General features: G+C 55.5%; 25 protein-coding genes. 10 read left to right on the top strand and 15 right to left on the bottom strand.

From position 1 onward, the window contains the following. Positions 1-10: 10 nt before the first annotated feature. Together IT971_RS17800 and IT971_RS17795 are read right to left on the bottom strand one after the other, a co-directional pair. On the bottom strand, positions 11-1,087 hold the full coding sequence (locus IT971_RS17800) for an amino acid ABC transporter permease (RefSeq protein ID WP_083195710.1): 1,077 nt from the start codon (positions 1,085-1,087) through the stop codon (positions 11-13). A 2-nt stretch (positions 1,088-1,089) separates the two neighbouring features. Then, positions 1,090-2,226 carry an amino acid ABC transporter permease gene (locus IT971_RS17795; protein WP_065701735.1) on the bottom strand — a complete coding sequence of 379 codons (1,137 nt, stop codon included), beginning with the start codon at positions 2,224-2,226 and terminating at the stop codon, positions 1,090-1,092. Positions 2,227-2,517: 291 nt separating this feature from the next. Here IT971_RS17795 and IT971_RS17790 point away from each other — a divergent pair, with 291 nt between their 5' ends. Continuing rightward, entirely contained in the window at positions 2,518-3,168 is a 651-nt protein-coding gene (locus IT971_RS17790; RefSeq protein WP_065701734.1) for a GntR family transcriptional regulator, read from the top strand. Positions 3,169-3,179: 11 nt separating this feature from the next. Here IT971_RS17790 and IT971_RS17785 read toward each other — a convergent pair whose 3' ends face one another. Both IT971_RS17785 and IT971_RS17780 read right to left on the bottom strand, forming a co-directional pair. Beyond that, the gene (locus IT971_RS17785) at positions 3,180-3,650 is read right to left on the bottom strand and encodes a dual specificity protein phosphatase family protein (RefSeq protein ID WP_175484467.1); all 471 of its coding nucleotides are present in this window, start codon (positions 3,648-3,650) and stop codon (positions 3,180-3,182) included. 221 nt (positions 3,651-3,871) lie between these two features. Continuing rightward, positions 3,872-4,903, bottom strand: a complete 1,032-nt coding sequence (locus tag IT971_RS17780; RefSeq protein WP_223304862.1) for a nucleoside recognition domain-containing protein — start codon at positions 4,901-4,903, stop codon at positions 3,872-3,874. Positions 4,904-5,014: 111 nt separating this feature from the next. On the opposite strand from IT971_RS17780, the gene IT971_RS17775 reads away from it, so the two are divergent. From IT971_RS17775 to phbB, 3 genes are all read left to right on the top strand, one after another. After that, positions 5,015-5,476, top strand: coding sequence for an Lrp/AsnC family transcriptional regulator (locus tag IT971_RS17775; RefSeq protein WP_065701731.1), 462 nt, complete (start codon positions 5,015-5,017; stop codon positions 5,474-5,476). 204 nt (positions 5,477-5,680) lie between these two features. Beyond that, a complete protein-coding gene (locus IT971_RS17770; RefSeq protein WP_065701730.1) occupies positions 5,681-6,853 on the top strand; it encodes an acetyl-CoA C-acetyltransferase in 1,173 nt (390 codons plus the stop codon). 250 nt (positions 6,854-7,103) lie between these two features. Then, positions 7,104-7,826 (top strand): acetoacetyl-CoA reductase, encoded by a 723-nt coding sequence (phbB, locus tag IT971_RS17765; RefSeq protein WP_065701729.1) that lies wholly within the window; start codon positions 7,104-7,106, stop codon positions 7,824-7,826. Between the two features lie 69 nt (positions 7,827-7,895). Here the strand turns inward: phbB and IT971_RS17760 are convergent, their stop codons facing one another. After that, the gene (locus IT971_RS17760) at positions 7,896-8,489 is read right to left on the bottom strand and encodes a cysteine hydrolase family protein (RefSeq protein WP_065701728.1); all 594 of its coding nucleotides are present in this window, start codon (positions 8,487-8,489) and stop codon (positions 7,896-7,898) included. Positions 8,490-8,612: 123 nt separating this feature from the next. On the opposite strand from IT971_RS17760, the gene IT971_RS17755 reads away from it, so the two are divergent. Together IT971_RS17755 and IT971_RS17750 are read left to right on the top strand one after the other, a co-directional pair. Then, positions 8,613-9,482, top strand: coding sequence for a LysR family transcriptional regulator (locus tag IT971_RS17755; protein WP_065701727.1), 870 nt, complete (start codon positions 8,613-8,615; stop codon positions 9,480-9,482). A 37-nt stretch (positions 9,483-9,519) separates the two neighbouring features. Then, complete coding sequence (locus IT971_RS17750; protein ID WP_223305218.1) at positions 9,520-10,368, top strand: bifunctional 2-polyprenyl-6-hydroxyphenol methylase/3-demethylubiquinol 3-O-methyltransferase UbiG; 849 nt, start codon at positions 9,520-9,522, stop codon at positions 10,366-10,368. A 14-nt stretch (positions 10,369-10,382) separates the two neighbouring features. Here the strand turns inward: IT971_RS17750 and IT971_RS17745 are convergent, their stop codons facing one another. From IT971_RS17745 to IT971_RS17730, 4 genes are all read right to left on the bottom strand, one after another. Beyond that, entirely contained in the window at positions 10,383-11,012 is a 630-nt protein-coding gene (locus tag IT971_RS17745; protein ID WP_065701726.1) for a nucleoside triphosphate hydrolase, read from the bottom strand. A gap of 4 nt (positions 11,013-11,016) precedes the next feature. After that, complete coding sequence (locus tag IT971_RS17740) at positions 11,017-11,805, bottom strand: ATP-binding cassette domain-containing protein (protein WP_065701725.1); 789 nt, start codon at positions 11,803-11,805, stop codon at positions 11,017-11,019. Further along, positions 11,802-12,884 (bottom strand): ABC transporter permease, encoded by a 1,083-nt coding sequence (locus IT971_RS17735; RefSeq protein WP_065701724.1) that lies wholly within the window; start codon positions 12,882-12,884, stop codon positions 11,802-11,804. Before IT971_RS17735 ends, IT971_RS17740 begins: the two co-directional genes overlap by 4 nt. Before the next feature lie 189 nt (positions 12,885-13,073). Then, the gene (locus tag IT971_RS17730; protein ID WP_037987330.1) at positions 13,074-14,102 is read right to left on the bottom strand and encodes a sugar ABC transporter substrate-binding protein; all 1,029 of its coding nucleotides are present in this window, start codon (positions 14,100-14,102) and stop codon (positions 13,074-13,076) included. A 223-nt stretch (positions 14,103-14,325) separates the two neighbouring features. Between IT971_RS17730 and IT971_RS17725 the strand changes: the two genes are divergently transcribed. After that, complete coding sequence (locus IT971_RS17725; RefSeq protein ID WP_139189971.1) at positions 14,326-15,573, top strand: ROK family transcriptional regulator; 1,248 nt, start codon at positions 14,326-14,328, stop codon at positions 15,571-15,573. A 13-nt stretch (positions 15,574-15,586) separates the two neighbouring features. On the opposite strand, the gene gloB is transcribed toward IT971_RS17725, so the two are convergent. Then, complete coding sequence (gene gloB / locus IT971_RS17720; protein ID WP_007090115.1) at positions 15,587-16,357, bottom strand: hydroxyacylglutathione hydrolase; 771 nt, start codon at positions 16,355-16,357, stop codon at positions 15,587-15,589. Positions 16,358-16,483: 126 nt separating this feature from the next. On the opposite strand from gloB, the gene IT971_RS17715 reads away from it, so the two are divergent. Then, complete coding sequence (locus tag IT971_RS17715; protein WP_065701723.1) at positions 16,484-17,317, top strand: class I SAM-dependent methyltransferase; 834 nt, start codon at positions 16,484-16,486, stop codon at positions 17,315-17,317. Positions 17,318-17,417: 100 nt separating this feature from the next. On the opposite strand, the gene IT971_RS17710 is transcribed toward IT971_RS17715, so the two are convergent. From IT971_RS17710 to petA, 3 genes are read right to left on the bottom strand one after another with little or no spacing between them, the layout of a single operon-like run. Then, positions 17,418-18,194, bottom strand: coding sequence for a cytochrome c1 (locus tag IT971_RS17710; RefSeq protein ID WP_007090113.1), 777 nt, complete (start codon positions 18,192-18,194; stop codon positions 17,418-17,420). Beyond that, positions 18,187-19,455, bottom strand: a complete 1,269-nt coding sequence (locus IT971_RS17705) for a cytochrome b N-terminal domain-containing protein (protein WP_007090112.1) — start codon at positions 19,453-19,455, stop codon at positions 18,187-18,189. Before IT971_RS17705 ends, IT971_RS17710 begins: the two co-directional genes overlap by 8 nt. An 11-nt stretch (positions 19,456-19,466) precedes the next feature. Continuing rightward, positions 19,467-20,018 (bottom strand): ubiquinol-cytochrome c reductase iron-sulfur subunit, encoded by a 552-nt coding sequence (gene petA, locus IT971_RS17700; protein WP_007090111.1) that lies wholly within the window; start codon positions 20,016-20,018, stop codon positions 19,467-19,469. Between the two features lie 394 nt (positions 20,019-20,412). Here petA and IT971_RS17695 point away from each other — a divergent pair, with 394 nt between their 5' ends. After that, positions 20,413-20,883 carry a tRNA (cytidine(34)-2'-O)-methyltransferase gene (locus tag IT971_RS17695; RefSeq protein WP_065701722.1) on the top strand — a complete coding sequence of 157 codons (471 nt, stop codon included), beginning with the start codon at positions 20,413-20,415 and terminating at the stop codon, positions 20,881-20,883. Further along, positions 20,883-21,773 carry an oxygen-dependent coproporphyrinogen oxidase gene (hemF, locus tag IT971_RS17690; protein ID WP_007090109.1) on the top strand — a complete coding sequence of 297 codons (891 nt, stop codon included), beginning with the start codon at positions 20,883-20,885 and terminating at the stop codon, positions 21,771-21,773. The genes IT971_RS17695 and hemF overlap by 1 nt, the downstream gene beginning before the upstream one ends. 18 nt (positions 21,774-21,791) lie before the next feature. Here the strand turns inward: hemF and IT971_RS17685 are convergent, their stop codons facing one another. Next, positions 21,792-22,700: a hypothetical protein gene (locus IT971_RS17685; protein ID WP_139192083.1), complete on the bottom strand. Its 909-nt coding sequence runs from the start codon at positions 22,698-22,700 to the stop codon at positions 21,792-21,794. A 125-nt stretch (positions 22,701-22,825) separates the two neighbouring features. Further along, positions 22,826-23,713, bottom strand: coding sequence for a LysR family transcriptional regulator (locus IT971_RS17680; RefSeq protein ID WP_065701720.1), 888 nt, complete (start codon positions 23,711-23,713; stop codon positions 22,826-22,828). Between the last annotated feature and the right edge of the window lie 33 nt (positions 23,714-23,746).

Below are 23,746 nucleotides of genomic sequence, written 5' to 3'. Positions count from 1 at the left end.
TAAAATGCCGTTACGAAGTTCTTCTCTCCAACCATCTGCTATAGGAAGAAAGGCACCAGCAGGTTGCCAGGAACCACGCTCCTACAAACAAATACGCTTCCAGCCCGTAGCGCTGCCAGACAGGGTCGCTGAATGACATTTTCGCGGTGGCCATGATGTCGTGAATGCCGATGATGACGACGAGCGACGTGTCCTTGTAAGCGCCAAGGACCGTGTTCAGAATTCCGGGCATCGCAATCTTGAGAGCCTGCGGAAGAATGACCAGTCGGGTCTTTTGCAGCCAGGCCAAGCCCTGGCTGTCGGCGGCTTCATACTGCCCGATTGGTACGGTCTGCAAACCACCGCGGACGGACTCGGCAAAATAGGCGGAATGGAAAATCACCAATGCGATCATGGTCGTGATCAGCGGATTGAGCGTGATGTCGTCGGGCATCATAAGCGGCAGAACAAACAGCCCGAGAAACAGCACCATGATCATCGGAACGCCGCGTACCAGTTCGATCCACAGAACGGCAATTGCCCGAATGGCTGGCAATTGGTCCTGATGTCTGGCAAGGGCCAGTGCAACGCCCAGCGGAAAGGCAAAGACCAGCCCGAAAATCGCCAGCATCAACAATACCGGCAGGCCGTTCCAGCGTTCTGGCTGAATATATTCCAAGCCCGGCACGCCACCACGCATCAAAACGGTAAACCCGACGGCAAGGCAGATCCAAAGCCATGCCAGACGCCTGTCCTGCCAGCGCGGTACCATCGAAACAACAACCCCTGCTATCAGCAGCAAGCTGGCAATCAGTGGACGCCACTGGTGTTCCCACGGATAAGTGCCAAACAAGATAAGCCGGTGCTTTTCGACAAGAAACGGCCAGCACGCTCCGGTAGCCTCCGCACAGGCGGCCTGATCCCCCCACGGGGTAACCGCCTCAAGAAACAGCCAGTCAACCGCGACCCGGCCAAAGGCGATAATCATCGCAATCAGGATCAGGGTCAGCACGCTGTCGCGCACGGTTCCGAACAATCTTTTGCGCCATATGGTCACAGGGCTGATGATCGGGGCGGTAACGTTTCCGGTCCGGAGAGTTTGTTCCATGATCAGGTCCTCACCATCTGGCCGCGCGCGTTATAAATGTTGACCAGCCACGAAACGATCAGACAGATGCCAAGGTAAACACCCATGGACACCGTCATCAGTTCGATTGGACGGAATGTCTGGTTGATTGATGTCGTCATCACCGACACCAGATCGGAATAACCGACCGCGAGCGCGATCGAGGTGTTCTTGGTGATGTTCAGATACTGGTTGCCCATTGATGGCACGGCAGCCCGGACCGCCTGCGGCAGAATGACCAGTCGCGTCATCTGGGCAAAACTCAGTCCAGATGCTCGTGCGGCTTCGAATTGCCCGATCGGGACCGATTGAACGGCACCGCGCACAAGTTCCGCGACCTGCCCACCGTGATAGATCGAAAGTGCCAGCACCAGCACAAGGAACTGAACTGAAATCCGTCCGCCCCCGGCAAAATCGAACCCCTTGAGAACCGGCCACGACAGGGGATACTCAATCAGGCCCGTCGTCGCAGGTACTGCGATCATCGCCAGAATGAAAATCGAAACTGGCCAGATAACCGGATACCGGATGCCAGTTCGTTCCTGTATCTGACGGGCAATGCGGCCAAGTATAAAAAGGGCCGCAGGCCAGATCGCCAGCATGGCAATAACCCAATAAAGCCCGATGCCCTGTTCAATAACCGGGAAATAAACCGCCCGGTTCGAAATCTGGACAAGACCGAAAAATGACCAGCTTTCGCGCACGATCGGAAGTGCGGTTACCATCGCCAGATAAAGCGCAAGAAGGATCAGAAGCTTGGGCAGGTTGCGCGTGATCTCGATGTAAAACCCGGCAACCCGTTCTCCCAGATAATGGCCGCTTGTTCGTAAAATCCCCATCAGCACGCCGATCACGGTCGCGCCGATTATGCAGCACAATGCAAGGGTCAATGTATTGAGAACGCCAGCAAGGATTACGCTGCCATAGCTGCTGGTCGATGAAACCGGCAAAAGGCTTTCGCTGATATCGAAACCGGCCTGCCCCGACAGGAAGTCGAATGACAGAACGATGTTCGATTTCGCCAGGTTCGCCTCGATGTTGCTGGCCAGTACATATCCCAGCCAGACGAGGATACCGACGACAAGCAATTGCCAGAAGAACTGTGACCTTGGAAGACGCATGCGTATCACCCATTCCCTGATTTGAGTGTCTTGTGCATTGCAGCTAGTATGCTTGTATACAGCTATACAGTAAATGATATTTATATGACAGAGAGGTAAACAAGGGTGGGGAAGCGCAAATGGTTCCCGTTTAATCGCAGTTATCAGCGGTTCTCAGGTCGAAATATGAAATCTTGCCATTGCTATTATAGGTGCATACATGTACACCATTCTTCATTGGGTGGGCCATGATCGGTTGCGAATTTGCCGTTTTCACAATGCGACTCCGGCCCGAACACAAGAACAGAGCGCATGACATCCACACAGAAATCCAGCGTTGATATTATTTACGAAGCCATCCGTGAACGCATTTGTCTGGGTGTCTATGAAAGCGGCGCGGTCCTGTATGAAGGGGAACTTGGCAAGGAGTTCGAGGTCAGCCGCACGCCGATCCGTCAGGTGCTCCAGCGTCTTGCCTACGAAAAACTCGCGGTGGTCAAGGTCGGTGTCGGTACCACGGTGCAGGATCAGCCATTGGAAACCCAACGTCAGGGGTTGCAGATCCGTTCGGGAATCTATCGCATCATTGATGATCTTGGCATTACCGCAACGCCCCAGGATATCGAGGCGTCGATTGCCCCGCTTTATTATCGGGTATCGCGTCTTTCGGCCGATGCAGAGCGTGAAAAATTCTGGAGCGTGCTACGCGATGTCCATCTTCTGACAGCAGGTCTGATTGCGGATGACGTCTTGAAACGTACCGACGACATGCTGTTTTATCGCACCGTGCCGGGGCTTGTGCATCAGTCGGCACGCTTCCCTGATCTTGCGACCAAGCTGATCCGGACCGAATTTGAAAAGCTGATCGGCCCGATTGAAAAAGGCGACTTTCAGGCGTATTTCTGCCTGCGCGCCGAAACCTTGCTAAGCTTTTGCGCGTTGCTTGACGCTGCGGAAAGCTGAACGGTCAGGTTTTACAGGGTAGGCCGGGATAACAGAAAGTCCAACTGTACGCTGCTTTCTATCGATTCACCGCTTATCCTCTTTACGGTCTCTATCGCAGTGTCTGGTGCCATTCCCCGCTCGATCAGCAAAAGGGCGGCGATGGTGCCGCTTCGGCCATAGCCCGCAAGGCATTGCAACGCAATCCCGTCCCCGGCATCAAGGCATGCCTGCAATTGCGGCGACACATTTCGCCAGGCGCTCAAAAAATTCCCGTCCGGCTTTGCATAATCTTCTATCGGAAGGTGATGGCTTTTGATGTCCTGCCGTGCGACCAGATCGCGAATATCGCCGGTTTCCTCCGGCCCGATCTCGGATAGCGTGGTCAGACACACATAATGACGCACATGAAGCTGTTTCAGCTCTTTCAGGGCTGCCTGACAACGGCCAAAATCCATCGCCAGATGACCGCTTTCGTCAATATCGTATCCGGGGACTGCCATCTGGATGATCCCGGTGTTCTGGCCATTCGTCACAGGTAAAATGGCGCGGATATACATGTCCTGACACATCAATCCCGAACTTGACCCCGCTTGACCCTGACAGAAATTCAATCCTGCTCACTCTACACGCGCCATAGTCGCGGGCAAGCCTTGTCACTGTGACATTTCAGATATTCTGCGGCTTACAGAGGGGGATCAAGGATGCCAAGGCCGGGTTTCGTTCAGGAACTGGCAGAATCCGTTGCCAGTTGTTCCGGTTCCCGCTGCCAACGCAGTGTCAGGCGCGCAAGGGCGGCAATGATCAGCAATGTCAGGATCACCCGCCCGACCAGAACGATCCAGATATCCGCACCAAGGGCCAGCATGATTGCCGTATCCTCGATCAGGGAATGCGACAGCGACAACCACGCAAGCGATAAGAACAGGGTGCGCGGCGGGAAGTTCTTTTTGCGCGCCTCGTCAATGATCAGCGCCCCGCCATAAGTCAGGCCCAGCAACACACCAATGGTCGTTACCGGGGCGACGTCGCGCGATAATCCCGAAATCCGCAGGATCGGCATCATGCCACGCGTGATGCGCTCGGTAATGCCGGTTTTATCAAGGATATCGAGCAACACCAGCAAGCCGACAATCACGCCAAAGGTCACAACAAGCGATTTTATCGTCTGGATGGTCCATTCGACCCAGCCATCCATACCGGTGGCGACCACAGTCGTCTCGCCGCCCGCCATCCAAGAAAAATCAACCGGCTCGGAAAGCCATCCGGTGGTGTTGCTGATCCATGTCACCAGTGCGGCGTAGAACACCGCCGCGCCAAGCCGAAGGGCCGTGGTTGCAATCAGGCTGGCCCCGGCGCGTTTGACAATCGCCTGTTCGACTGGAAGCCCATGGGCAAACAGCATCATCGCGCAAAGCGCGCTTAGCTGGGCGGCTGTCATATCAAGATGGGCGGATAACCCGATAAACGCCCCGACCGCGCCATACATGCTGACCAGCGCACATGTTGCCCAGATCAGACCGGCTTCGGGCGGTAATCCGATCAGGCTCATGATGGGGGACAGCAGGTCGGATGCAAAGGCAACCGCGCCGAATTCATCGGCAATTCGCACAATGATCATGACGGGTAACATGACCTTGATCAGGGTGATGAACAAACGCTGGCTGCGGTTTAGCAAATTCAGGAAATAGCGATGCATGGGGCGCGAGGTTCCGGGCTTCTTGGGTGGTACGAAGGGCATATGTGGGGCAGTCATTTAACGATGCGCATCCTCGCACAGTCGATATATTATTGTGCGGCGAAATCACGTGTTTCCGTGCAATAATAAAGCGTACTTTTATCATGCCGCGCTTCGGAGTTGCAGATATTGGCCGATCTTGACCGTATCGATACCAAAATACTTGGGATATTGCAGAACAACGCGGATATCGCGAATGCAACGCTTGCCGATCATGTTGGCCTGTCACCATCGGCCTGCTTGCGCCGTGTTGCCAAGCTGCGCGAGGCTGGCGTCATTCGCAAAACCGTGGCGGTGATTGATCCCGCGCTGGTCGGGCGGCCATTAACTGCGGTGATCAATCTGGAATTTCATCGCCATGGCAACCGCTACCGGCAGGACTTCATCAAAAAAGTCCGCACCCTTGAAGCCGTTCGGCAATGCTACCTTGTCACTGGCGAGGTCACCGGTGTTCTGGTCCTGCATATGCGCGACATGGCGGAATATACCGCCCTATGCGAAACCCTGTTTGACGCGGACGACAACATCGTCTGGTACCGCACCTATATCGCGACAGAGATATTAAAGGATGAAGTCGGGGTTGCGTTATAGCCGTTTCAGGCAAACTATGAGGATAACGATCTGCGCGGATTTGCCCGGCCCATACACCCGGAAACAAAACTGTCCGAAAGTGGTGCGTATCAATGCTTGGCTTTTTGTTGCGTCGCGATAAGATCGTAGGTGGATTGCAGGTCCGATCATCAGGATCGTAAAGGTCCGGGGAAAAACGTATTCAAGATATAATCGGAGGGTTTCATGACAGACGTCGTAATTGTGGGTGCCGCACGCACACCGATCGGCGCTTTTAGCGGTTCGCTGGCCAATACCCCAGCACACGAGCTTGGCGCTGTTGCCATCAAGGCGGCTCTGGAACGTTCCGGTGTCGAGGCGGATGCCGTAAACGAGGTTATTTTCGGTCAGGTCCTGACCGGCGGGGCCGGACAGAATCCGGCACGGCAGGCGGCAATCGCCGCTGGCATCCCCGATACTGCCACCGCCTTTGTCATCAACCAGGTCTGTGGATCGGGCCTTCGCACCGTTGCCCTTGCTGCCCAGCAGATCATGGCGGGTGACGCCAAAATCGTCGTTGCCGGTGGTCAGGAAAACATGTCCATGTCGCCGCACGTCGCCAATCTGCGTGCCGGTCACAAGATGGGCGATGTCAAATTCATCGACAGCATGATCAAGGATGGCCTGTGGTGTGCCTTCAATGGCTATCACATGGGCAACACCGCGGAAAACATCGCCACTAAATGGCAGATCACCCGCGAAGAACAGGATGCCTTCGCGACCGCGTCACAAAACAAGGCCGAAGCCGCCCAGAAATCCGGCCGCTTCAATGATGAAATCGCCCCCGTCACCCTTTCTTCGCGCAAGGGCGATGTGGTCTTTGATGCCGATGAATATCCGCGTCATGGTGCCAGCCTCGAAGGTATGGCGAAACTCCGCCCGGCCTTTGATAAGGAAGGCACGGTAACCGCCGGTAACGCATCGGGCATCAATGACGGGGCCGCTGCCCTGATTGTCATGTCGGCTGACGAGGCCGCTAAACGCGGCCTGACTCCGCTTGCTACGATCAAAAGCTGGGCGACCGCCGGGGTTGATCCGGCTGTTATGGGCTCCGGCCCGATCCCGGCATCGCGCAAGGCACTTGAAAAAGCCGGTTGGTCGGTTGGTGATCTTGACCTGATCGAAGCCAACGAAGCCTTTGCCGCACAGGCAATTGCGGTGAACCGTGACATGGGCTGGGATACCGACAAGGTTAACGTCAATGGCGGGGCCATTGCCCTTGGCCATCCGATTGGCGCATCGGGCGCACGTGTCTTTACCACCCTGCTGTACGAAATGCAGAAACGCGATGCCAAAAAGGGCCTTGCGACATTGTGCATTGGCGGCGGCATGGGGGTCGCACTGTGCGTCGAACGCTGATTGCTTCGAACCATCTGATTGGATGAAACGTGCAGGGCGGCCTCCTTTGGGGGCTGCCCTGTTTGTTTATCCCCTCGGGCGCAGATGAAATTCGACCAGAGTTTACGCATTTTACGTGACATGGATGATGGGTGGGAAATAAAGTTACGTTTATAATTGGTTTTGTGGATTAAAATTTCGCATATCGTAGAAGGGCAAACTACGGGATACCGATACATGAATTGGATGACTGAAGTTTAGGGAGGCGACCATGACAAAAACGGCACTGGTAACCGGTGGCACACGCGGAATTGGCAAGGCGATCAGCCTGGCGCTCAAGGAAGCGGGCCATACGGTTGTTGCAAACTATGCAGGCAATGATGACGCTGCCCGCGCTTTCACCGAAGAAACCGGCATTGCGACCTTCAAATGGAGTGTTGCCGATGCCGATGCCTGTGCGGATGGCATTCGACAGGTGGAATCCGAAGTCGGGCCGGTTGATATTCTGGTCAATAACGCGGGGATTACGCGAGACGGCTTCATGCACAAGATGTCTGTTGAAAGCTGGCATTCGGTGATCGAAACGAATTTAAGTTCGCTGTTTTATATGACCAAGCCGGTGCTTGAAGGCATGCGCGAACGCGGGTTCGGGCGGGTCGTCAATATTTCGTCGATCAACGGTCAGGCCGGTCAGTTCGGCCAGACCAACTATTCCGCCGCCAAGGCTGGGGTGCATGGTTTTACCAAGGCACTGGCGCAGGAAGTCGCGCGCAAGGGTGTGACGGTCAATACCATCGCGCCAGGCTATATCAATACTGACATGGTCGCCGCCGTTCCGGAAAAGGTTCTGGAAGGCATCATCGCCAAAATCCCGGTTGGTCGTCTTGGCGAGGCCGAGGAAATCGCACAGGCCGTTCTGTTCCTGTGTGGCCCGAATTCCGGCTTCATCACCGGTTCCTGTCTGTCGCTCAATGGCGGGCAGCATATGTTCTGATCGCACTGTTTGCGCTCACACTCATCAAAACACCCCGCAGCAATCCTGCGGGGTGTTTTGCATTTACAATCACGCTTTCAGAGCATCCTCGGTATTAACGACCTTGGCAAACGCATCGGCCAGAATGGCCAGTTCGGCGCGGTGCAATTCCTTGGCCGGGATAGTAGCGTGGTCGGATGTTGCGGGCAGGTCGCGTGTGGTGGCCGCATCCCCCGCGATGGTGACCTGCAATCCCTGTTCGTTGGCGGAACGTGCGGTGGTCGACACGCAGACATGTGTCATGAAACCGGCCAGCACCACATGTTTCAATCCGGCCTGATCAATCAGGTCGCGCAGATTAGTCCCGCCAAAGGCATTGGGTACATTCTTTGTCAGAACCGGCTCGCCGTCGCGCGGGGCGACTTCGTCCATGATCTTGGCATACGGACCTTCGGGATCAAACAGACCCTGTCCGTGATGCTGGATATGGATCAAGGTGCCGTTCTGCGCGCGCCAATGGGCGATCAGGCGAGCAATATTGTCCAGTGCCTGTTCAAGCCCTGATAGCTTCAACCGCCCGCTGCGATATTCTTCCTGGGCATCGATCACGATCAATGCAGCATCCCGCGCCGATCCGGTCGGCAATTCAACGCCAAGAATTTCAAAAATGGATTGTGCGCTCATGGTGGCTGTCCTTTCAAAGTCATTTGGATGGCCTGATCATGCATCTGCATGTTTGCAGTTTAAATCCGTCAATTTGCAGATATGATCTGCGTATATGCAGAAATTATAACCGGGTGATGATCCATGGATTGGGAAGCCTTGCGGACATTCGCCGTCGTTTGCCGCGCAAATACCATGAGTGCGGCCGCGCGTGAACTCGGCGTCAACCAGACGACGATTGCGCGCCGTATTGCCCGCCTTGAAGAAGCCACCGGCTTTCCCGTTCTGCTGCGTCGGGATGGTCAGATGCGCCCGACATTGCGCGCACAAAGCCTTCTGAAAACCGCAAGGGCGATGGAGGCCGAAGTCAGTACCTTGCTCGAAGCAAATGGCACTTTGTCGGAAAAGGTAGCCCGTCCGGAAATATCGGGTGTTGTTCGCGTTGCCGGGGTGGATGTGATTTTTGAAAACTGTATCGCCCCGCGTCTGGGGGAACTGACATCAAACCATCCATCCCTTTGCGTCGAACTGATTGGCGGCAACCGCAATCTAAGTCTGCCGCAACGCGAAACCGATATTGCGCTACGCCTTGCCCGGCCTCAAACCGGGGCATTTCACATCCGGAAAATCGGTGTGATGGAATACGGTATTTATGGTCCCGATGGGATCAATGACCCGACCGATGCACCGTGGGTCGATCTTGACGACGCGTTTGCCGACAAGCCAGAACAGATATGGCTCAACCGCCATTTCCCTAACCGCCAAACCATCAGCCGTTCCAATCGCGGGGCCATCATGGCGACGATGGCTTGTTCGGCCAATGCCTTTGCCCTGCTGCCACGATGCCTGGGGGATCGCGCCCCGGGGCTTACGCGCAAACCCGATATCGAGCCGGAGGGACGCGAAATCTGGCTCCTGATCCATCAGGATATGCGCCATGTGCCGCGCGTGCGGGTTGTTGCCGAATGGGTGTCTGATGTACTGATTGGCAGTGCGGCAATTAAATCCGTGTGATCCTGCATTGTTCGTTTGACAGTCTGCTGTCTTGGTTGTGATTATTGAAATATTACAACTTATGGTATGGGCGGGGCAGGCCATGGACGCACACAAAAAATACACATCGGCCAACCGTGCTGCATGGGATGCCTCCGCACCATTGCATGAAGCCGGTGAAACCTGGCAACGACTTTTGGCCGAGGTTGCGAAAGCCGATTTCTCGACGTTCGACGAAACCTTGCGGGAAACGTTGGAGGATGTCGGTGTCGTGGGAAAACGCGTCGTGCAGGTGTGCTGCAATAACGGTCGCGAAGTGCTGTCCTTGTCGGCCATGGGAGCAAAAACTGTGCTTGGGATTGATCAATCCGATGCATTTCTCGCGCAAGCCCGGAAGCTGGCGCATCTATCGGGACGGAAATGTGATTTTCTCTGTGCTGACATTTACGAATTGCCGCAAGACACGCCGGGCGATTTTGACCTTGGTTTGATTACCATTGGTGTTCTGAACTGGATGCCGGATTTGAAACGTTTCTTCGATGCCGTCTCAGGGCTGCTGGCTCGGGATGGGGTGCTCGTTATCTATGAAACCCAGCCGTTTCTTGAAATGTTTGATCCGACTTCTGCCGATCCGTTTTCACCGTCTCAATCATATTTTGACCGTGGACCGCACGTAAACGAAGATACCATAACGTATGACGGATCTGATGGTGGGCAGGGGCCGGTTTCATGGTGGTTTACCCACACGATGGGCGAAATCGTGTCTGCGGCTGTCGCTGCCGGATTAAAACTGGAACGTTTTAACGAATATCCGCATTCAAATCGGGAAACTGAATTTGATATCTATGAAGACAGAAAAGCCCAGATCCCGATGTGCTATACGCTGGTGTTGCGAAAAGAACGGTAATTCAAACCATCCTATCAGGCGTTATTTATAATAATGGCTGTGCCGGACTTGCTGTACTCGGCAACAGTTCTGGCATTGGGGATATCATTATCCAATGCTTTCTGCCGCGCTGAAGGCTGGTCATGTCCGTGGTCAAGCCACCGCTGAAAAAGACGCTTTTCCAAAACCGCAAGCGGTGTGTCGATGAATAGGGTCAGGTCGAACAGGCTTGCCAACTGGTTCCACGGCGACTGATTGAGCAACAGATAATTGCCTTCGACCAGCACAATGCGATGGCTTCGTGAAACGCATCGGGCCGATCCGCGTGACAGTTCCAGATGGCGGTCGAATACCGGGACATAAACATCGTCATCATCGGTACGGATCGCTTCAAGAGTGCGTTTGAAGCCGCCGGTGTCGAACGTTTCCGGCGCACCTTTACGCGGCAGCAATCCCCGCGCGTAAAGGATGGCATCATCGAAATGATAGCCATCCATCGGCACGACAACAGCCCCGGCTTCATCACCCCCCAGATGGTGATGAAGCCGTTCGGACAAAGTTGACTTGCCCGAGGCTGGTGCTCCGGCGATCGCGACAAGGAGGCGTCGATCCCCAATCTGTCTGTCCCTGATCATCGCCGTCAGGATATCGATATCCGGTGTCATTCAATCATGCCGCCGCCGACATTTCGGGTGGTTCCTTGGCACCGGTCATGAAGGCAACCGCGTCCGACATGCTGTAATCATCAGGATTGATCGTGCAAAGCCGCTTGCCCAAACGATGAACATGGATGCGATCCGCCACCTCGAACACATGGGGCATATTGTGCGAAATCAGCACAATCGGCATGCCGCGCGATTTGACATCGGCAATCAGTTCCAGCACCCGGCGGCTTTCCTTGACCCCAAGGGCCGCGGTCGGTTCATCCATGATCACGACGCGTGATCCGAAGGCCGCCGCACGGGCAACCGCAACCCCCTGCCGCTGCCCGCCCGAAAGCGTTTCGACCGCCTGATTGATGTTTTGGATGGTCATCAGGCCAAGCTCGGAAAGCTTTTCCCGCGCGATGCGTTGCATTCCTTTATGGTCAAGGGCCCCGAAATATTTGCCCATAAAACCCGGTTTGCGCAGCTCGCGCCCCATGAACATGTTATCCGCAATCGACAGGGCCGGCGAAAGCGCAAGGTTCTGATAAACTGTCTCGATTCCGGCTTCGCGGGCTTCCATCGGTGATGAAAAACGCACCGGTTTGCCATCAAGCTCGATGGTGCCTTCATCAACAGTGATCGCACCCGAAAGTGCTTTGATCAGGGATGATTTTCCCGCACCGTTATCGCCGATCACCGCAAGGACTTCACCGGGATAAAGGTCAAAATCCGCCTGATCAAGTGCGGTCACACGGCCATAGCGTTTGACGATACCGCGTGCGGTCAGGACAGGTTTTTTATCCGTGCTCATGACGATACCTTTCTGATCCACTGGTCGATTGCAACGGCAATAATCGTCAGCCAGCCGATTGCAAACACCTGCCAAAGAACATCAACCCCGACAAGCCGAAGCCCCGAATTGAACACGCCAACGATCAGCGCCCCGATCAGCGGCCCGATGATCGAACCGCGTCCGCCAAACAGCGAAATGCCACCAATCACAACTGCGGTAATCGATTGCAGGTTTGCTTCCTGAAAACTTTGCGGCGAGACCGAGCCAACACGCCCGATCGATGCCCACGCACCAATGCCACATACTAGCCCGGCAAGGCCATAAACCATGATAAGCGTGCGGTTGGTGCGAATGCCAGAAAGCTCGGCGGCTTCCTTGTCATCGCCGATGGCATAAACATGCCGGCCCCAACTGGTATGGTTCAGGATGTACCAAAGGACGGCAAAGATGACGAGCATCAGGACCGAGCCATAGGTGATCCGTGCCCCGCCAATCGCAATGCTTTCGCCAAAGAATTTCAAAAGCGGTGCGATTTCATCCAGTGTCTGGCTGCGGATCGATTGTGCGCCCGAAAGCCACAGGTTCAGCGCAAAGAAAATATTCCACGTGCCCAATGTCACGATAAAGGGCGGCAACTTGATGCGGGTGACGAGAAACCCGTTCAGCATCCCGGCCAGAATGCCGCCGACAAACCCGATCAGGATGGCAAGCGGTGCGGGGACGCCAAGCGTGATCGCAAGTTGCCCCATGATGACCGACATCAAAACCATGATCGCACCGACCGAAAGATCAATTCCGGCGGTCAGGATCACAAGGCTTTGTGCGGCGGCCAGAATGCCGATGATCGAAACCTGCTGCACAATCAGCGACAGGTTGAACGGCGAAAAGAACTTCGGTCCCGCCAGTGCACCAAAGATGATAATCGAAATGACAAGGACGATCACCGGCACCATCGTCGGATTGCCATGCAGGAAATGTTGCGTGGCATCCAGAAAGTTCCGGTTTTTATGGTCGAACTGCGCAACCGCCTTGTCGCTGGCGTCAAGCGTCTGTTCGTATTCCTGTTTCGTGCGAGATGTGCGAGCAGGTTCGCTCATCGCTTCCTCCCGGCTTGGCCGTGAACATGTGTTGCGAAAAATCATGCGCAACAGTTCATCAAATGCCCCGCCGGTTCTTATGACCGGCTTGGATCGGGTAGGGGCAGACCAAGTGTAACCTTTTTGTGGGACAAGAGGGCGGCGTTTATGACCGCCCTCCTCGAATATCAGATCGTCACGCTAAGGGGCTTAGCCCCAGCAGCGTTTCATGCCTTCATCGATATCAATCGACGGAACACCTTCGGCTGGATCACCGGTCACAAGGTTGACCCCGGTATCATAGAAGTTAAGACCTTCGGTATTGGCTGGTTTTTCACCGCTTTCGGCCCAGGCCTTGATCGCCTCGATACCCTTATAGGCCATATCAAGCGGATATTGCTGCGATGTTGCGCCAATCACGCCATCCTGAACGTTCAGAACGCCCGGGCAACCGCCATCGACCGACACGATCAGAACGCCGTCTTCCATGCCAAACGATTTCAGCGCCTCATAGGCACCGGCGGCTGCCGGTTCGTTGATGGTATAGACGACATTGATTTCGGAATCCTGCTGTAACAGGTTTTCCATCGCCTTGCGGCCGCCTTCCTCGTTGCCGTTAGTGATGTCATGGCCAACGATGCGGGGATCATCTTCGTCACCGATTTTGTTCGGGTCCTTGATGTCGATCCCGAACCCTTTCATGAAGCCCTGATCACGCAGAACGTCAACCGATGGGGCACTTGGCGTCAGGTCAAGAAACGCGATTTTCGCATCTGAGGCCTTGTCGCCGAGCTTGGCAGCGGCCCATTGGCCGATCAATTCGCCCGCCTTGAAGTTATCGGTGGCAAAGGTTGCATCGGCGGAGTCAATTGGCTCAAGCGGGGTATCAAGTGCAATGACGAGCAATCCGGCATCACGCGCCTTTTTGACAACCGGCACAATCGCCTTGGTGTCCGATGCGGTCAGAAGGATACCCTTCGCACCCGATGCGATGCAGGATTCAATCGCCTGCACCTGGGTTTCATGGTCCCCATCGATTTTACCGGCAAAAGTCGAAAGGTTGACACCATTGGCAACAGACGCGGCCTGCGCGCCTTCCTTCATTTTCACAAAGAATGGGTTGATGTCGGTTTTGGTGATAAGACAGGCACCGATTTCATCGGCTTTGGCAGCATGCGGTGCAGCGGCAAGGCCAAGCGCAAGCGCCCCAAGGGTGGCGCCAACAAGAGTCTTCTTCATCTGTTTCCTCCCAGGAATAACCTGATAATCAGCCCTTTGGGCCGGATTTGTTCATTTTGCGACAGGTGGAACGTATCGTTACGCACGTCTTTTGTGCCTGTCTGTTGCCTACGACACACCAAATGCTCGGGGCTGTCAATTAATAAATCCGATTGATTTATTAATTAATCCTGTCACTCTCAAACCCATTCGGGCAATAAAGAACCCGAGTGGGAGGATAAAAATGACACCTTCACTGTATATCAACCCGGACATTGCCGGGGATGAGGGACAGGGAGCGCGTCCGCTTCATCCGGGCGGGGGTGCGAACCAGTTACGCGTGCGCGCCTATAATGAACGGCTGGTATTGTCACTGGTACGTCGCAATGTCGGATTGTCGAAGGCCGATATTGCCCGTCTTTCCGGACTTTCGGCGCAAACCGTTTCCGTGATCATGCGTGCGCTGGAAAAGGATGGCCTGCTTAAACGCGGCGATCCGGTGCGCGGCAAGGTTGGCAAACCATCAATCCCGATGGCACTTGATCCCGATGGCGTTTTTTCATTCGGCCTTAAAATCGGGCGACGCAGCGCCGAACTGATCCTGATGGATTTTGTCGGGACTGTCCGCGCCAGCCTGAACGAAGCCTATAAATACCCGACCCCGGATGGCATCCGCAAATTCGTGCGCGCCTCGGTCGAACAATTGTCGCGCGGCCTGTCAACCATGCATCGCCAACGCATCGCCGGGATCGGCATTGCCGCCCCATTCGAATTATGGAACTGGGTCGAAGAAGTCGGCGCCCCGCCCGAAGATATGAGCGCCTGGCGTGAAGTCGATCTGATCGACATCATCGGCGAAATCGTGCCGTTCCCGGTCTTTCAGCAGAATGACGCCACGGCGGCCTGCGGGGCGGAACTGGTGTTTGGGGCAGGGCCGAATTATTCCGACTTCGCCTATTTCTTTATCGGATCGTTCATCGGCGGCGGGGTGGTGCTCAATCAGGCGCTTTATGCTGGTAAAACCGGCAATGCCGGGGCCTTTGGCTCCATGCCGGTCCCCTCACGTTCCGGCCATCCCAGCCAGTTGATTGATCAGGCATCCATCTTCGTGCTCGAAGAAATGCTGACCCGCGAGGGGCGCGATCCCGCCCTGCTTTGGAAGGATCCCGATTACTGGCATCAGCTTGGCGCGACCCTTGATCTCTGGATCGATCACACCGCGCGCGGCCTTGCGATTGCCATTACCTCGGTCTGCTCGGTGATTGATTTCGAAGCCGTCATTGTCGATGGCGGCTTCCCCAAAGATGTCTGTGCCAGAATCGTCGATGCCACGCGCAAGGCCACCCTCAAACTCGACCTGCAAGGCATCGCCCCCCCGCATATCGAACAGGGTGCGGTCGGCAGTGCCGCACGTGCCATCGGTGCCGCCAGCCTGCCACTGTTTTCGCGCTATCTGCTTGATCAGAACGTCCTGTTCAAGCAGATGGCCTGATCAGGACGGATCGTCAGAACCGATCCTTCCGCCCGCGGATTTCGGCAAAAATCTCGGTGGCGGTTGCGCCTTCCATGCCAAGGTCGCTGGCAACCGATGCATGATCGGCGCGCAGGAACGGGTTGGTTGCCAGTTCCTTGTCCATGCGTGATGGAATGGTCGGGATGCCGCGTGCGCGCAGATCATCAATTTCCGCGCAGCGCGCCTTAAGCGCCACATTGCCGGTTTCAATCGTTGCGGCAAACCGGGCATTGGACTGGGTATATTCATGCCCGCAATACACCAGCGTCTCGCCCGGAAGGTTGCGAAATTTTTGCAGGGACTGCCACATCTGGGCTGGCGTTCCTTCAAACAACCGCCCGCAACCCAATGCAAACAGACTGTCACCGGAAAACAGGGCCGATACCGCCGGAAAATAAAACGCAATATGGCCGCTGGTATGGCCCGGCACGTCAAAGACCTGCCCGGAAAGCGCACCAATCATCACCTCATCCCCCTCGGCGACCGTCTGATCCATGCCGGGAATGCGCATGGTTTCGGCCTTGGGGCCAATCAGTTTCGCGCCATATCTGGTGATCAGTTCCGCATTGCCGCCGATATGGTCATTGTGATGATGGGTATTGATCACGATATCAAGCGACCAGCCGCGATCTTCAAGCGCGCTTATCACCGGGCCTGCCTCGCCCGGATCGACAATCGCGGTCGTACCTGTTTCGTGGCAGCGCACAAGATAGGTGTAATTATCGGAAAGGCACGGAATGACAAAGACATCGCCTGCGGACATGGCCGACCTCGCGTGTGTGAATGGAATATGCGCCAAGCCTATCAGCTTGCGGCTTCTTAAAACAATCACGCATCGAGCAAAGTTTTTGCGCTTCAATCCAATCAGAAAAGGCTCTAGGCTGTTTTCATGCGTCAGGATGTTGTTGATCTTCACCGTTTTTATGCCGGAAGCCTCGGGCAGGCCGCTCGCCGCCTGATCCGTCGCCGCTTGCGCGTGATGTGGTCGGATGTCCGCGGCATGCGCGTGCTGGGTTTTGGTTATGCCACGCCCTATCTGCGCCCCTTCATGGGCGAGGCGGAACGCGTGCTGGCTTTCATGCCCGGCCAGCAGGGCTGCGTGCCGTGGCCCGCGGGCGATCCCAACCATGTCGCCCTTACCGAAGAAACCATGCTGCCGCTGCCCGATAGCTCGGTCGACCGCATCCTGCTGGTGCATCTGGTCGAACATTCCGATTCCATGCGCCGCCTGATGCGCGAATGCTGGCGGGTATTGACCCCCAACGGCCGGATCGTGGTGGTAACACCCAACCGAAGCTCGCTCTGGTCCTGGTCGGAAAATACGCCCTTTGGCTTTGGCCATCCCTATAGCGTGTCACAGCTTCAGAACCTGATGCGCGAAAACATGTTCCTGCCCGTGCAGCACAGCCGCGCCCTTTTCCTGCCCCCGACCCAAAGCCGGTTTCTGCTACGCTGGTCGCAGGCATTCGAAAATGTCGGATCGCGTCTGTTCAAGGCGTTTGCAGGGGTTTCGATTGTCGAAGCGGGAAAACAGCTTTACGCCAGCACCGGCACCCCGGCGCGTAAACGCAGGCTGGTACATATCCCTGTGACTGTTCCGCCCCTGCGCCCGGCGGACGGCAATCATTCGACTGGCAACCATTCCAGCGGAAATCACGCTGACATTGCGTGCGAAACCGCATTGCCTTGTACCGAACCTCTGCCCGCCAACCCCAAATCCTGATCACAGGCGGCAGTTCCGTGCGACGACGCTTTGCGATGCGCCAACAAATAAGGCCGCCGGTTTCCCGACGGCCTTTGATTTTTGACGATATCGCGAACGCTTAATGTTCGATATCGCGCCAGATTTTGCGTTTCACCGCATAGAGCATCGCGGTCAGAACGATCAGGAACAGCAGAACTTTCATGCCCATTGATTTGCGGGCTTCAAGTTCCGGCTGTGCCGTCCAGTTCAGGAACGCAACCACGTCATGCGCGTGCTGTTCCATGGTCATCGGGGTGCCATCGGTGTACTCGACCGCTTCATCATAAAGCGGCGGTGCCATCGAAATCTGATGACCCGGGAAGTAGTGGTTGTAATACTTGCCTTCCGCAAGGTCGAAGCCTTCAGGTGCTTCTTCCTCGTAACCGGTCAGCAGGGCATAAACATAATCCGGACCATGCAGGCGTGCCTTCGTCATCAATGACAGATCGGGCGGAATCGCACCCCCGTTCGACGCAGCGGCAGCTTTGTCGTTCGGGAAAGGTGACGGGAAATAGTCCGACGCAATACCCGGACGGGTGAACATGTCACCATCATCGTTCGGGCCGTCTTCAATATCGTATTCCGCCGCGATGGCCTTGATCTGGTCTTCGTTAAACCCGATGCCTTCCAGGTTACGGAAGGCAATGAAACGAAGACTGTGGCAACCGGCACACACGTTTTTGTAAACCTGGAAACCGCGCTGCATCTGCGCCCGGTCATAGGTGCCAAAAAGCCCCTGCCAGCTCCATTCCTGTGCTTCCGGAACCGGAGCGTTGCCCGCGGCCTTTGCCGATGTGCCGGCAAAGGCGCTCAGTGCGAATGCCGCAGCAATGGCGGTCAATGCAAACTTACGCATTTGCGCCTCCCTTGAGTACGGATTCGCTGATGCTGGCCGGAAGCGGTTTGGGCCGTTCCAGTTTACCGACAATCGGCATGACCAGAAGGAAATGCGCGAAGTAGTAAAGCGTTGCCAGCTGGCCAACGGTGATCACTTTAAGCCCTTCGATCCCCAAGAAGTAGTCATCCGGGGCCTTCTTGCCGCAATATCCAAGGATAAAGCAGTCAATGAACAGGATCAGGAAGAACCACTTGTAAACCGGGCGGAACTTCGAGCTGCGCACCTTCGAGGTATCAAGCCACGGAATGACGAACAGAACGATGATGGATGCAAACATCGCAAGCACGCCAAGCAGCTTTGCCGGAATACCGAAGATGGTGAAGTCGATGGACCGCAGGATCGCATAGAACGGCAGGAAGTACCATTCCGGCACGATATGCGGCGGGGTCACCAGCGGGTTCGCCGGGATATAGTTATCCGGCTCGCCAAAGAAGTCGGGCGCAAAGAACACGAAGAACAGGAAGAAGATCAGGAACACGCCCATACCGAACAGATCCTTGATCGTATAGTACGGGTGGAACGCGATTGCATCCTGCGGTGTCTTGATTTCAACGCCGGTCGGGTTGTTCGACCGTACGGTGTGCAGGGCCCAGACATGCAGGACCACAAGACCAAGGATCACGAACGGCATCAGGTAATGCAGCGAGAAGAACCGGTTGAGCGTCGGGTTATCAACCGAGAAACCGCCCCAAAGCCATGTCACCAGCGGATCGCCAATGATTGGGAAGGCCGAGAACAGGTTGGTAATAACCGTCGCCCCCCAGAATGACATCTGGCCCCACGGCAGGACATAGCCCATGAACGCGGTTGCCATCATCGCCAGAAGGATCAGGATACCGATCCACCACAGCATTTCACGCGGTGCTTTGTAAGACCCGTAATACAGGCCACGGAAAATATGGATATAGACGCAGATGAAGAACATCGATGCGCCGTTCATGTGGATATAGCGGATCAGCCAGCCATAGTTCACATCACGCATGATGCGCTCGACCGACCAGAACGCCATATCGGCATGCGGGGTGTAATTCATCACCAGGAAAATCCCGGAGAGAATCATCGTCACCAGAACAAAACCGGCCAAAGAACCGAAGTTCCACATATAGGACAGGTTCTTCGGGGTCGGATATTCATAAGCGGAGTGATGCAACATGGAGAAGACCGGAAGACGGTCATCGACCCATTTCACTACCTTGTTATTCCAAACGGGTGCACTCATCTACCTGCTCCTTAGCCGATCTGAACCGACGTGTCGGTGAGGAAGGTGTAGGTCGGCACGACAAGGTTCAGCGGTGCCGGACCTTTGCGGATACGACCGGACGTGTCGTAGTGCGACCCGTGGCACGGACAATACCATCCGTCATAATCACCGCGTGTCTCACCGGTTGCCGTGCCCATCGGAATGCAGCCCAGATGGGTGCAGACACCGACCACGATCAGCCATTCCTTTTTCTGGACACGGGCTTCATCGGATTGCGGATCGACCAGCTCGTTCAAGGAAACCTCTTCGGCTTCATTGATTTCACGTTCGGTACGGTGGCGGATGAATACGGGTTTACCGCGCCACATGACCTTGACGGCCTGACCGACCGGAATATTTGACAGGTTAACTTCGACCGAGGCCAGCGCAAGAACGTCCTTGGACGGGTTCATGCTGTCCACGAACGGCCACAGCGCCATGCCGGTGCCAACAACACCGACTGCCGTGGTCGCCAGGGTCAGAAAATCCCTGCGGTTCTCGTCCGGAGTGTGGTCCCCGGATGATTGCACCGTTTGCGACATAATGTATTCCTCTTTCTGCCCCCAAAACAGGCATGCGGAATGCCCAACTGCACACTTAGGGCAAAGACCTTTAATTTCCATTGATGGAAATCAAACAATGCTTTTGCCCCAAAGCCTTCAGGCCTGAAACCGGGTTCGTATACTAACAAAAAGGGGGTTTGTTAAGGGGAACTTGGAGTTGCAAATTGTTCGCATTCGATTTGCCTATTTGGTTTTGCGGTGCACAATCGAAGCGAACGTAGCGTTTTCTAACAGACTGGCGTATTCACAACCAAGTGGTTATATCCTTGTCTCGTCTTATTCCAAATAAGTCTAATGGCGATATATCGGCGTAATTTTGTAAGGTTTTGCGCCCGGATTTCAGATCGAAAATGTTGCGAGTCTATAAAGCCTTATGAGAATCTGTCTGTTCGAACCCGACATTCCACAAAACACCGGTACCATCCTGCGCATGGCGGCATGTCTCGGGGTTCCCGTCGACATTATCGAACCCTGCGGTTTTCTTCTGACCTCGGCGGCGCTAAAGCGTGCGGGGATGGATTATCTGGGGGCGGCGGATTATACACGCCATGCCGATTGGCGCGGCTTTGTGCAGGCGCGTAATGATGGAACCGTTCCCGGGCGTCTGGTATTGCTGACGACCAAGGGGGCGGTGCCTTATTGCGATTTTGACTATCGACCCGATGATATTCTGATGCTGGGCTCCGAAAGCAGTGGGGTGCCCGATCAGGTGCATGATTATGTCGATGCCCGCGTCGTTATTCCGCTTAAACCCGGAATGCGGTCGCTTAACGTCGCGATGGCTACGGCAATGACAGTGGGCGAAGCCCTGCGCCAAACCAGCAGCTTCCCGGAGAAGGCCTGATGACCAGTACTGATAACGATCTGATCGCCCAAAAGATCGAAGAGCACAAGGAAACGGCGCGGAACTGGTTCCGCCAGTTGCGCGACGAAATCTGTGCCAGTTTCGAGGCGCTCGAAGACAGCTATATCGGACCGCTCGCCGATCAACCGGCCGGGCGGTTTGAACGCAAAAGCTGGGAACGTGGCAAAGATCAGAATGGCGAAGATCAGGGCGGCGGCGAAATGTCGGTCATGAAGGGCCGCGTGTTTGAAAAGGTCGGGGTCAATATCTCGACCGTTTATGGCGAATTTTCCGAAAAATTCCGCGCTGAAATCCCCGGTGCTGCCGAAAATCCGAATTTCTGGGCGGCGGGCATTTCACTGGTGGCCCATCCCTGTTCACCGCATGTCCCGGCGGTTCATATGAATACCCGCCATATCGTGACCACCAAGGCATGGTTCGGCGGTGGGGCTGACCTGACCCCGGTATTCCCGCAGGATGCCGACACGGCGGATTTTCACGGCGCGCTGAAGGCGGCCTGTGACGCGCATGGCGATGATTATTACGACCGGTTCAAAAAATGGTGCGATGAATATTTCTTCCTGCCGCACCGGAACGAACCGCGCGGGGTGGGTGGGATTTTCTATGATTATCTCGATGCTGACTGGGATGCGGATTTTGCCTTCACACAGGATGTCGGCCGCGCCTTTCGCGACATCTATCCCGAACTGGTCAAACGCCATTACAACAAATCCTGGACCGACGATGAACGCCGCGCCCAATTGATCAAGCGCGGACGCTACGTCGAATTCAACCTGCTCCATGATCGCGGCACGCGCTTTGGTCTGATGACCGGCGGCAATACCGAGGCGATCCTGATGTCCTTGCCGCCCGAGGCCAACTGGCCATAAGCCAGAGGGCGGGGGCTGTCACTGCGATGAAACGGTCGAATGATCCCTATCGGCTGTTTCTGCCGTTGCGTTCAATGTGTGCCAGTCCTCGACTTCGGGATGGATGACGCCATTATTCATCAGGCAAAGCCTTATAAAACCATTGTCGCGCAATGTCTTGATGCCGCGGTTCAGGGCTTCGATCACCTTGTCGGCATCTTTCAGTTTTCGCGAAACCATGAAATGCTGCGTTTCGGGCAGGGATACCTTTATGCCGGGAATTGGGTAAAGCCATATGCCGTCGACTTCCCGTCCCATATCCGGCCGGGATGAAAATTCAAGCAACGTGAAATCGGCACGACCAGCATTGATGATCGAAAACATTTGTTTGACTGTCGCCGCATTGGTCAGGCTTGCCAGTGGCAGACTTTCAAGAACCTGCCAGTCCAGCCGCCAGTTGCGGATGCCCACCGCCCGGAGTGTGTGAATATCTGGCAGGGCGTTATCGGCTTTGCCCTCCATAAATCCGCGCGGTGCATAAAGGCCTTTCTCGATCTCGCCTGCTCTTAAAAGCGGATCAGTTTTAAGGAAATCGTCATTTCCGGAAATGTTGAAGGCCCAGTCTGTTTTGATATCGGCCATCCCCGATGCAATCATTTTCCGGCTGCGCTCGGAATTGGGGGATATGACGGGTTCGACCTCGGCCTTGATGCCGCCCGCATGCAGGGCTTCGTGCAGCAGGGTATAATTCATCAGCGAAAGGTTCGATTGATTGCTTTCCCGGCATTTTCGGCAATCATCTGATGGGCTGCGAATGCATGCTTCAACGCCCTCAATATCCGCCTGCCTTACCGGAAGCCGGATAATCTGGTCCTGCTTCAAGGGCGCCGTACTGGCGCTGGTGGCGAGAAGCATGAACGACGCGGCGATTGTCATCACAGATTGCATGATCCGCATGACGTTCCTCATTCACATTTATTCTTATGTGTTTTCTGTTTTACCGCAGGAAAAAGTAAAAAACTATCCAAAAGTATTAGTTTTAAGGGGCGCTTTTCAATCGGCATGTCAGCGCCTCAGGTCTCGTTGATCAGCCAATCCAGAAGGGCGGCGGTTGTGCCGTGGGCCGACGGGCTTGGCACCAGCCAGTATCCCCGATCATGGCGGCTGATTTCGGGGCCTACCTGTATCAGGCTGCCCTGCGCCAGATGATGATCGACAAGCCCGATCCAGCCCAGTGCCAGTCCCTGTTCGGCAAGGGCTGCCTGAATGACAAAACCGTATGTGTTCAGGCCCAGATCGCCCTGTTCGGGTTCGCGGGCAACCCCGTGTGCCACCAGCCACGTCGCCCATGTCAGCCAGCGGGCCTTTTCCGTAGTTTCAAGATGCAGCAACGGCACATTGGCAAATTGTGCCGGATCGTCGAACGGGCCATATCGTTCAAGGAAACCGGGTGCGGAGACCGGCACGACGCGTTCGGGAATCAGAAGCTTTGCGCTTGGCGGAAAATCGCCCCTGGCGCCGAACACCATCGCCGCATCGGTATCACGTTCCAGTTCGTCCTCAAGACTTTGCGACGCCACGATATGGACTTCGGCCTTGGGATGCAGGCGACGGAAATCCGCCACGCGCGGCATCAGCCAGAAGGCAGCAAAACCATAATCGGTAAAAATCCGGATCGCCGGATCGCGCGCCTTGCGCAACGTTTCCTGTGCCGCGTCATCGATGCGTTCCACACTTGCCCGCACCGCCCGAAACAGAACCTCGCCCGCTTCGGTTAACCGGCTGCCGCCCTGTGATCGGTGGAAAAGCGACAGGCCAAGCTGCTCCTCCACCCGCCGGATCTGATAGGTCACGGCGGGCTGTGTCAGGCCAAGTTCCTGTGCGGCCCGTGTCAGGCTGCCCAGTCGGCCAACCGCGTCAAAAGTCCGAAGCCATCCAAGGTCAAGATGTCGCTGGGCCATAAAGAATCTTTATAATAGCAATTAAAAAACACC

It is taken from the genome of Thalassospira sp. B30-1 (assembly GCF_015767575.1).
Classification (GTDB): Bacteria; Pseudomonadota; Alphaproteobacteria; order Rhodospirillales; family Thalassospiraceae; genus Thalassospira; species Thalassospira xiamenensis.
Note: the sequence above shows the minus strand (reverse complement) of the source record. Positions and strands in the feature narration are given on the sequence as shown.

What these genes read in the sequence shown, in the direction of transcription:
- phbB (WP_065701729.1), top strand. Translation starts at nt 7,104, where the DNA reads ATGACAAAAACGGCACTGGTAACCGGTGGCACACGCGGAATTGGCAAG.
- IT971_RS17745 (WP_065701726.1), bottom strand. Translation starts at nt 11,012, where the DNA reads ATGACACCGGATATCGATATCCTGACGGCGATGATCAGGGACAGACAG.
- IT971_RS17730 (WP_037987330.1), bottom strand. Translation starts at nt 14,102, where the DNA reads ATGAAGAAGACTCTTGTTGGCGCCACCCTTGGGGCGCTTGCGCTTGGC.
- IT971_RS17695 (WP_065701722.1), top strand. Translation starts at nt 20,413, where the DNA reads ATGAGAATCTGTCTGTTCGAACCCGACATTCCACAAAACACCGGTACC.
- IT971_RS17715 (WP_065701723.1), top strand. Translation starts at nt 16,484, where the DNA reads ATGCGTCAGGATGTTGTTGATCTTCACCGTTTTTATGCCGGAAGCCTC.
- IT971_RS17755 (WP_065701727.1), top strand. Translation starts at nt 8,613, where the DNA reads ATGGATTGGGAAGCCTTGCGGACATTCGCCGTCGTTTGCCGCGCAAAT.
- IT971_RS17785 (WP_175484467.1), bottom strand. Translation starts at nt 3,650, where the DNA reads ATGGCAGTCCCCGGATACGATATTGACGAAAGCGGTCATCTGGCGATG.
- hemF (WP_007090109.1), top strand. Translation starts at nt 20,883, where the DNA reads ATGACCAGTACTGATAACGATCTGATCGCCCAAAAGATCGAAGAGCAC.
- IT971_RS17710 (WP_007090113.1), bottom strand. Translation starts at nt 18,194, where the DNA reads ATGCGTAAGTTTGCATTGACCGCCATTGCTGCGGCATTCGCACTGAGC.
- IT971_RS17790 (WP_065701734.1), top strand. Translation starts at nt 2,518, where the DNA reads ATGACATCCACACAGAAATCCAGCGTTGATATTATTTACGAAGCCATC.
- IT971_RS17760 (WP_065701728.1), bottom strand. Translation starts at nt 8,489, where the DNA reads ATGAGCGCACAATCCATTTTTGAAATTCTTGGCGTTGAATTGCCGACC.
- gloB (WP_007090115.1), bottom strand. Translation starts at nt 16,357, where the DNA reads ATGTCCGCAGGCGATGTCTTTGTCATTCCGTGCCTTTCCGATAATTAC.
- IT971_RS17705 (WP_007090112.1), bottom strand. Translation starts at nt 19,455, where the DNA reads ATGAGTGCACCCGTTTGGAATAACAAGGTAGTGAAATGGGTCGATGAC.
- IT971_RS17685 (WP_139192083.1), bottom strand. Translation starts at nt 22,700, where the DNA reads ATGCAATCTGTGATGACAATCGCCGCGTCGTTCATGCTTCTCGCCACC.
- IT971_RS17725 (WP_139189971.1), top strand. Translation starts at nt 14,326, where the DNA reads ATGACACCTTCACTGTATATCAACCCGGACATTGCCGGGGATGAGGGA.
- petA (WP_007090111.1), bottom strand. Translation starts at nt 20,018, where the DNA reads ATGTCGCAAACGGTGCAATCATCCGGGGACCACACTCCGGACGAGAAC.
- IT971_RS17795 (WP_065701735.1), bottom strand. Translation starts at nt 2,226, where the DNA reads ATGCGTCTTCCAAGGTCACAGTTCTTCTGGCAATTGCTTGTCGTCGGT.
- IT971_RS17780 (WP_223304862.1), bottom strand. Translation starts at nt 4,903, where the DNA reads ATGACTGCCCCACATATGCCCTTCGTACCACCCAAGAAGCCCGGAACC.
- IT971_RS17740 (WP_065701725.1), bottom strand. Translation starts at nt 11,805, where the DNA reads ATGAGCACGGATAAAAAACCTGTCCTGACCGCACGCGGTATCGTCAAA.
- IT971_RS17770 (WP_065701730.1), top strand. Translation starts at nt 5,681, where the DNA reads ATGACAGACGTCGTAATTGTGGGTGCCGCACGCACACCGATCGGCGCT.
- IT971_RS17800 (WP_083195710.1), bottom strand. Translation starts at nt 1,087, where the DNA reads ATGGAACAAACTCTCCGGACCGGAAACGTTACCGCCCCGATCATCAGC.
- IT971_RS17680 (WP_065701720.1), bottom strand. Translation starts at nt 23,713, where the DNA reads ATGGCCCAGCGACATCTTGACCTTGGATGGCTTCGGACTTTTGACGCG.
- IT971_RS17735 (WP_065701724.1), bottom strand. Translation starts at nt 12,884, where the DNA reads ATGAGCGAACCTGCTCGCACATCTCGCACGAAACAGGAATACGAACAG.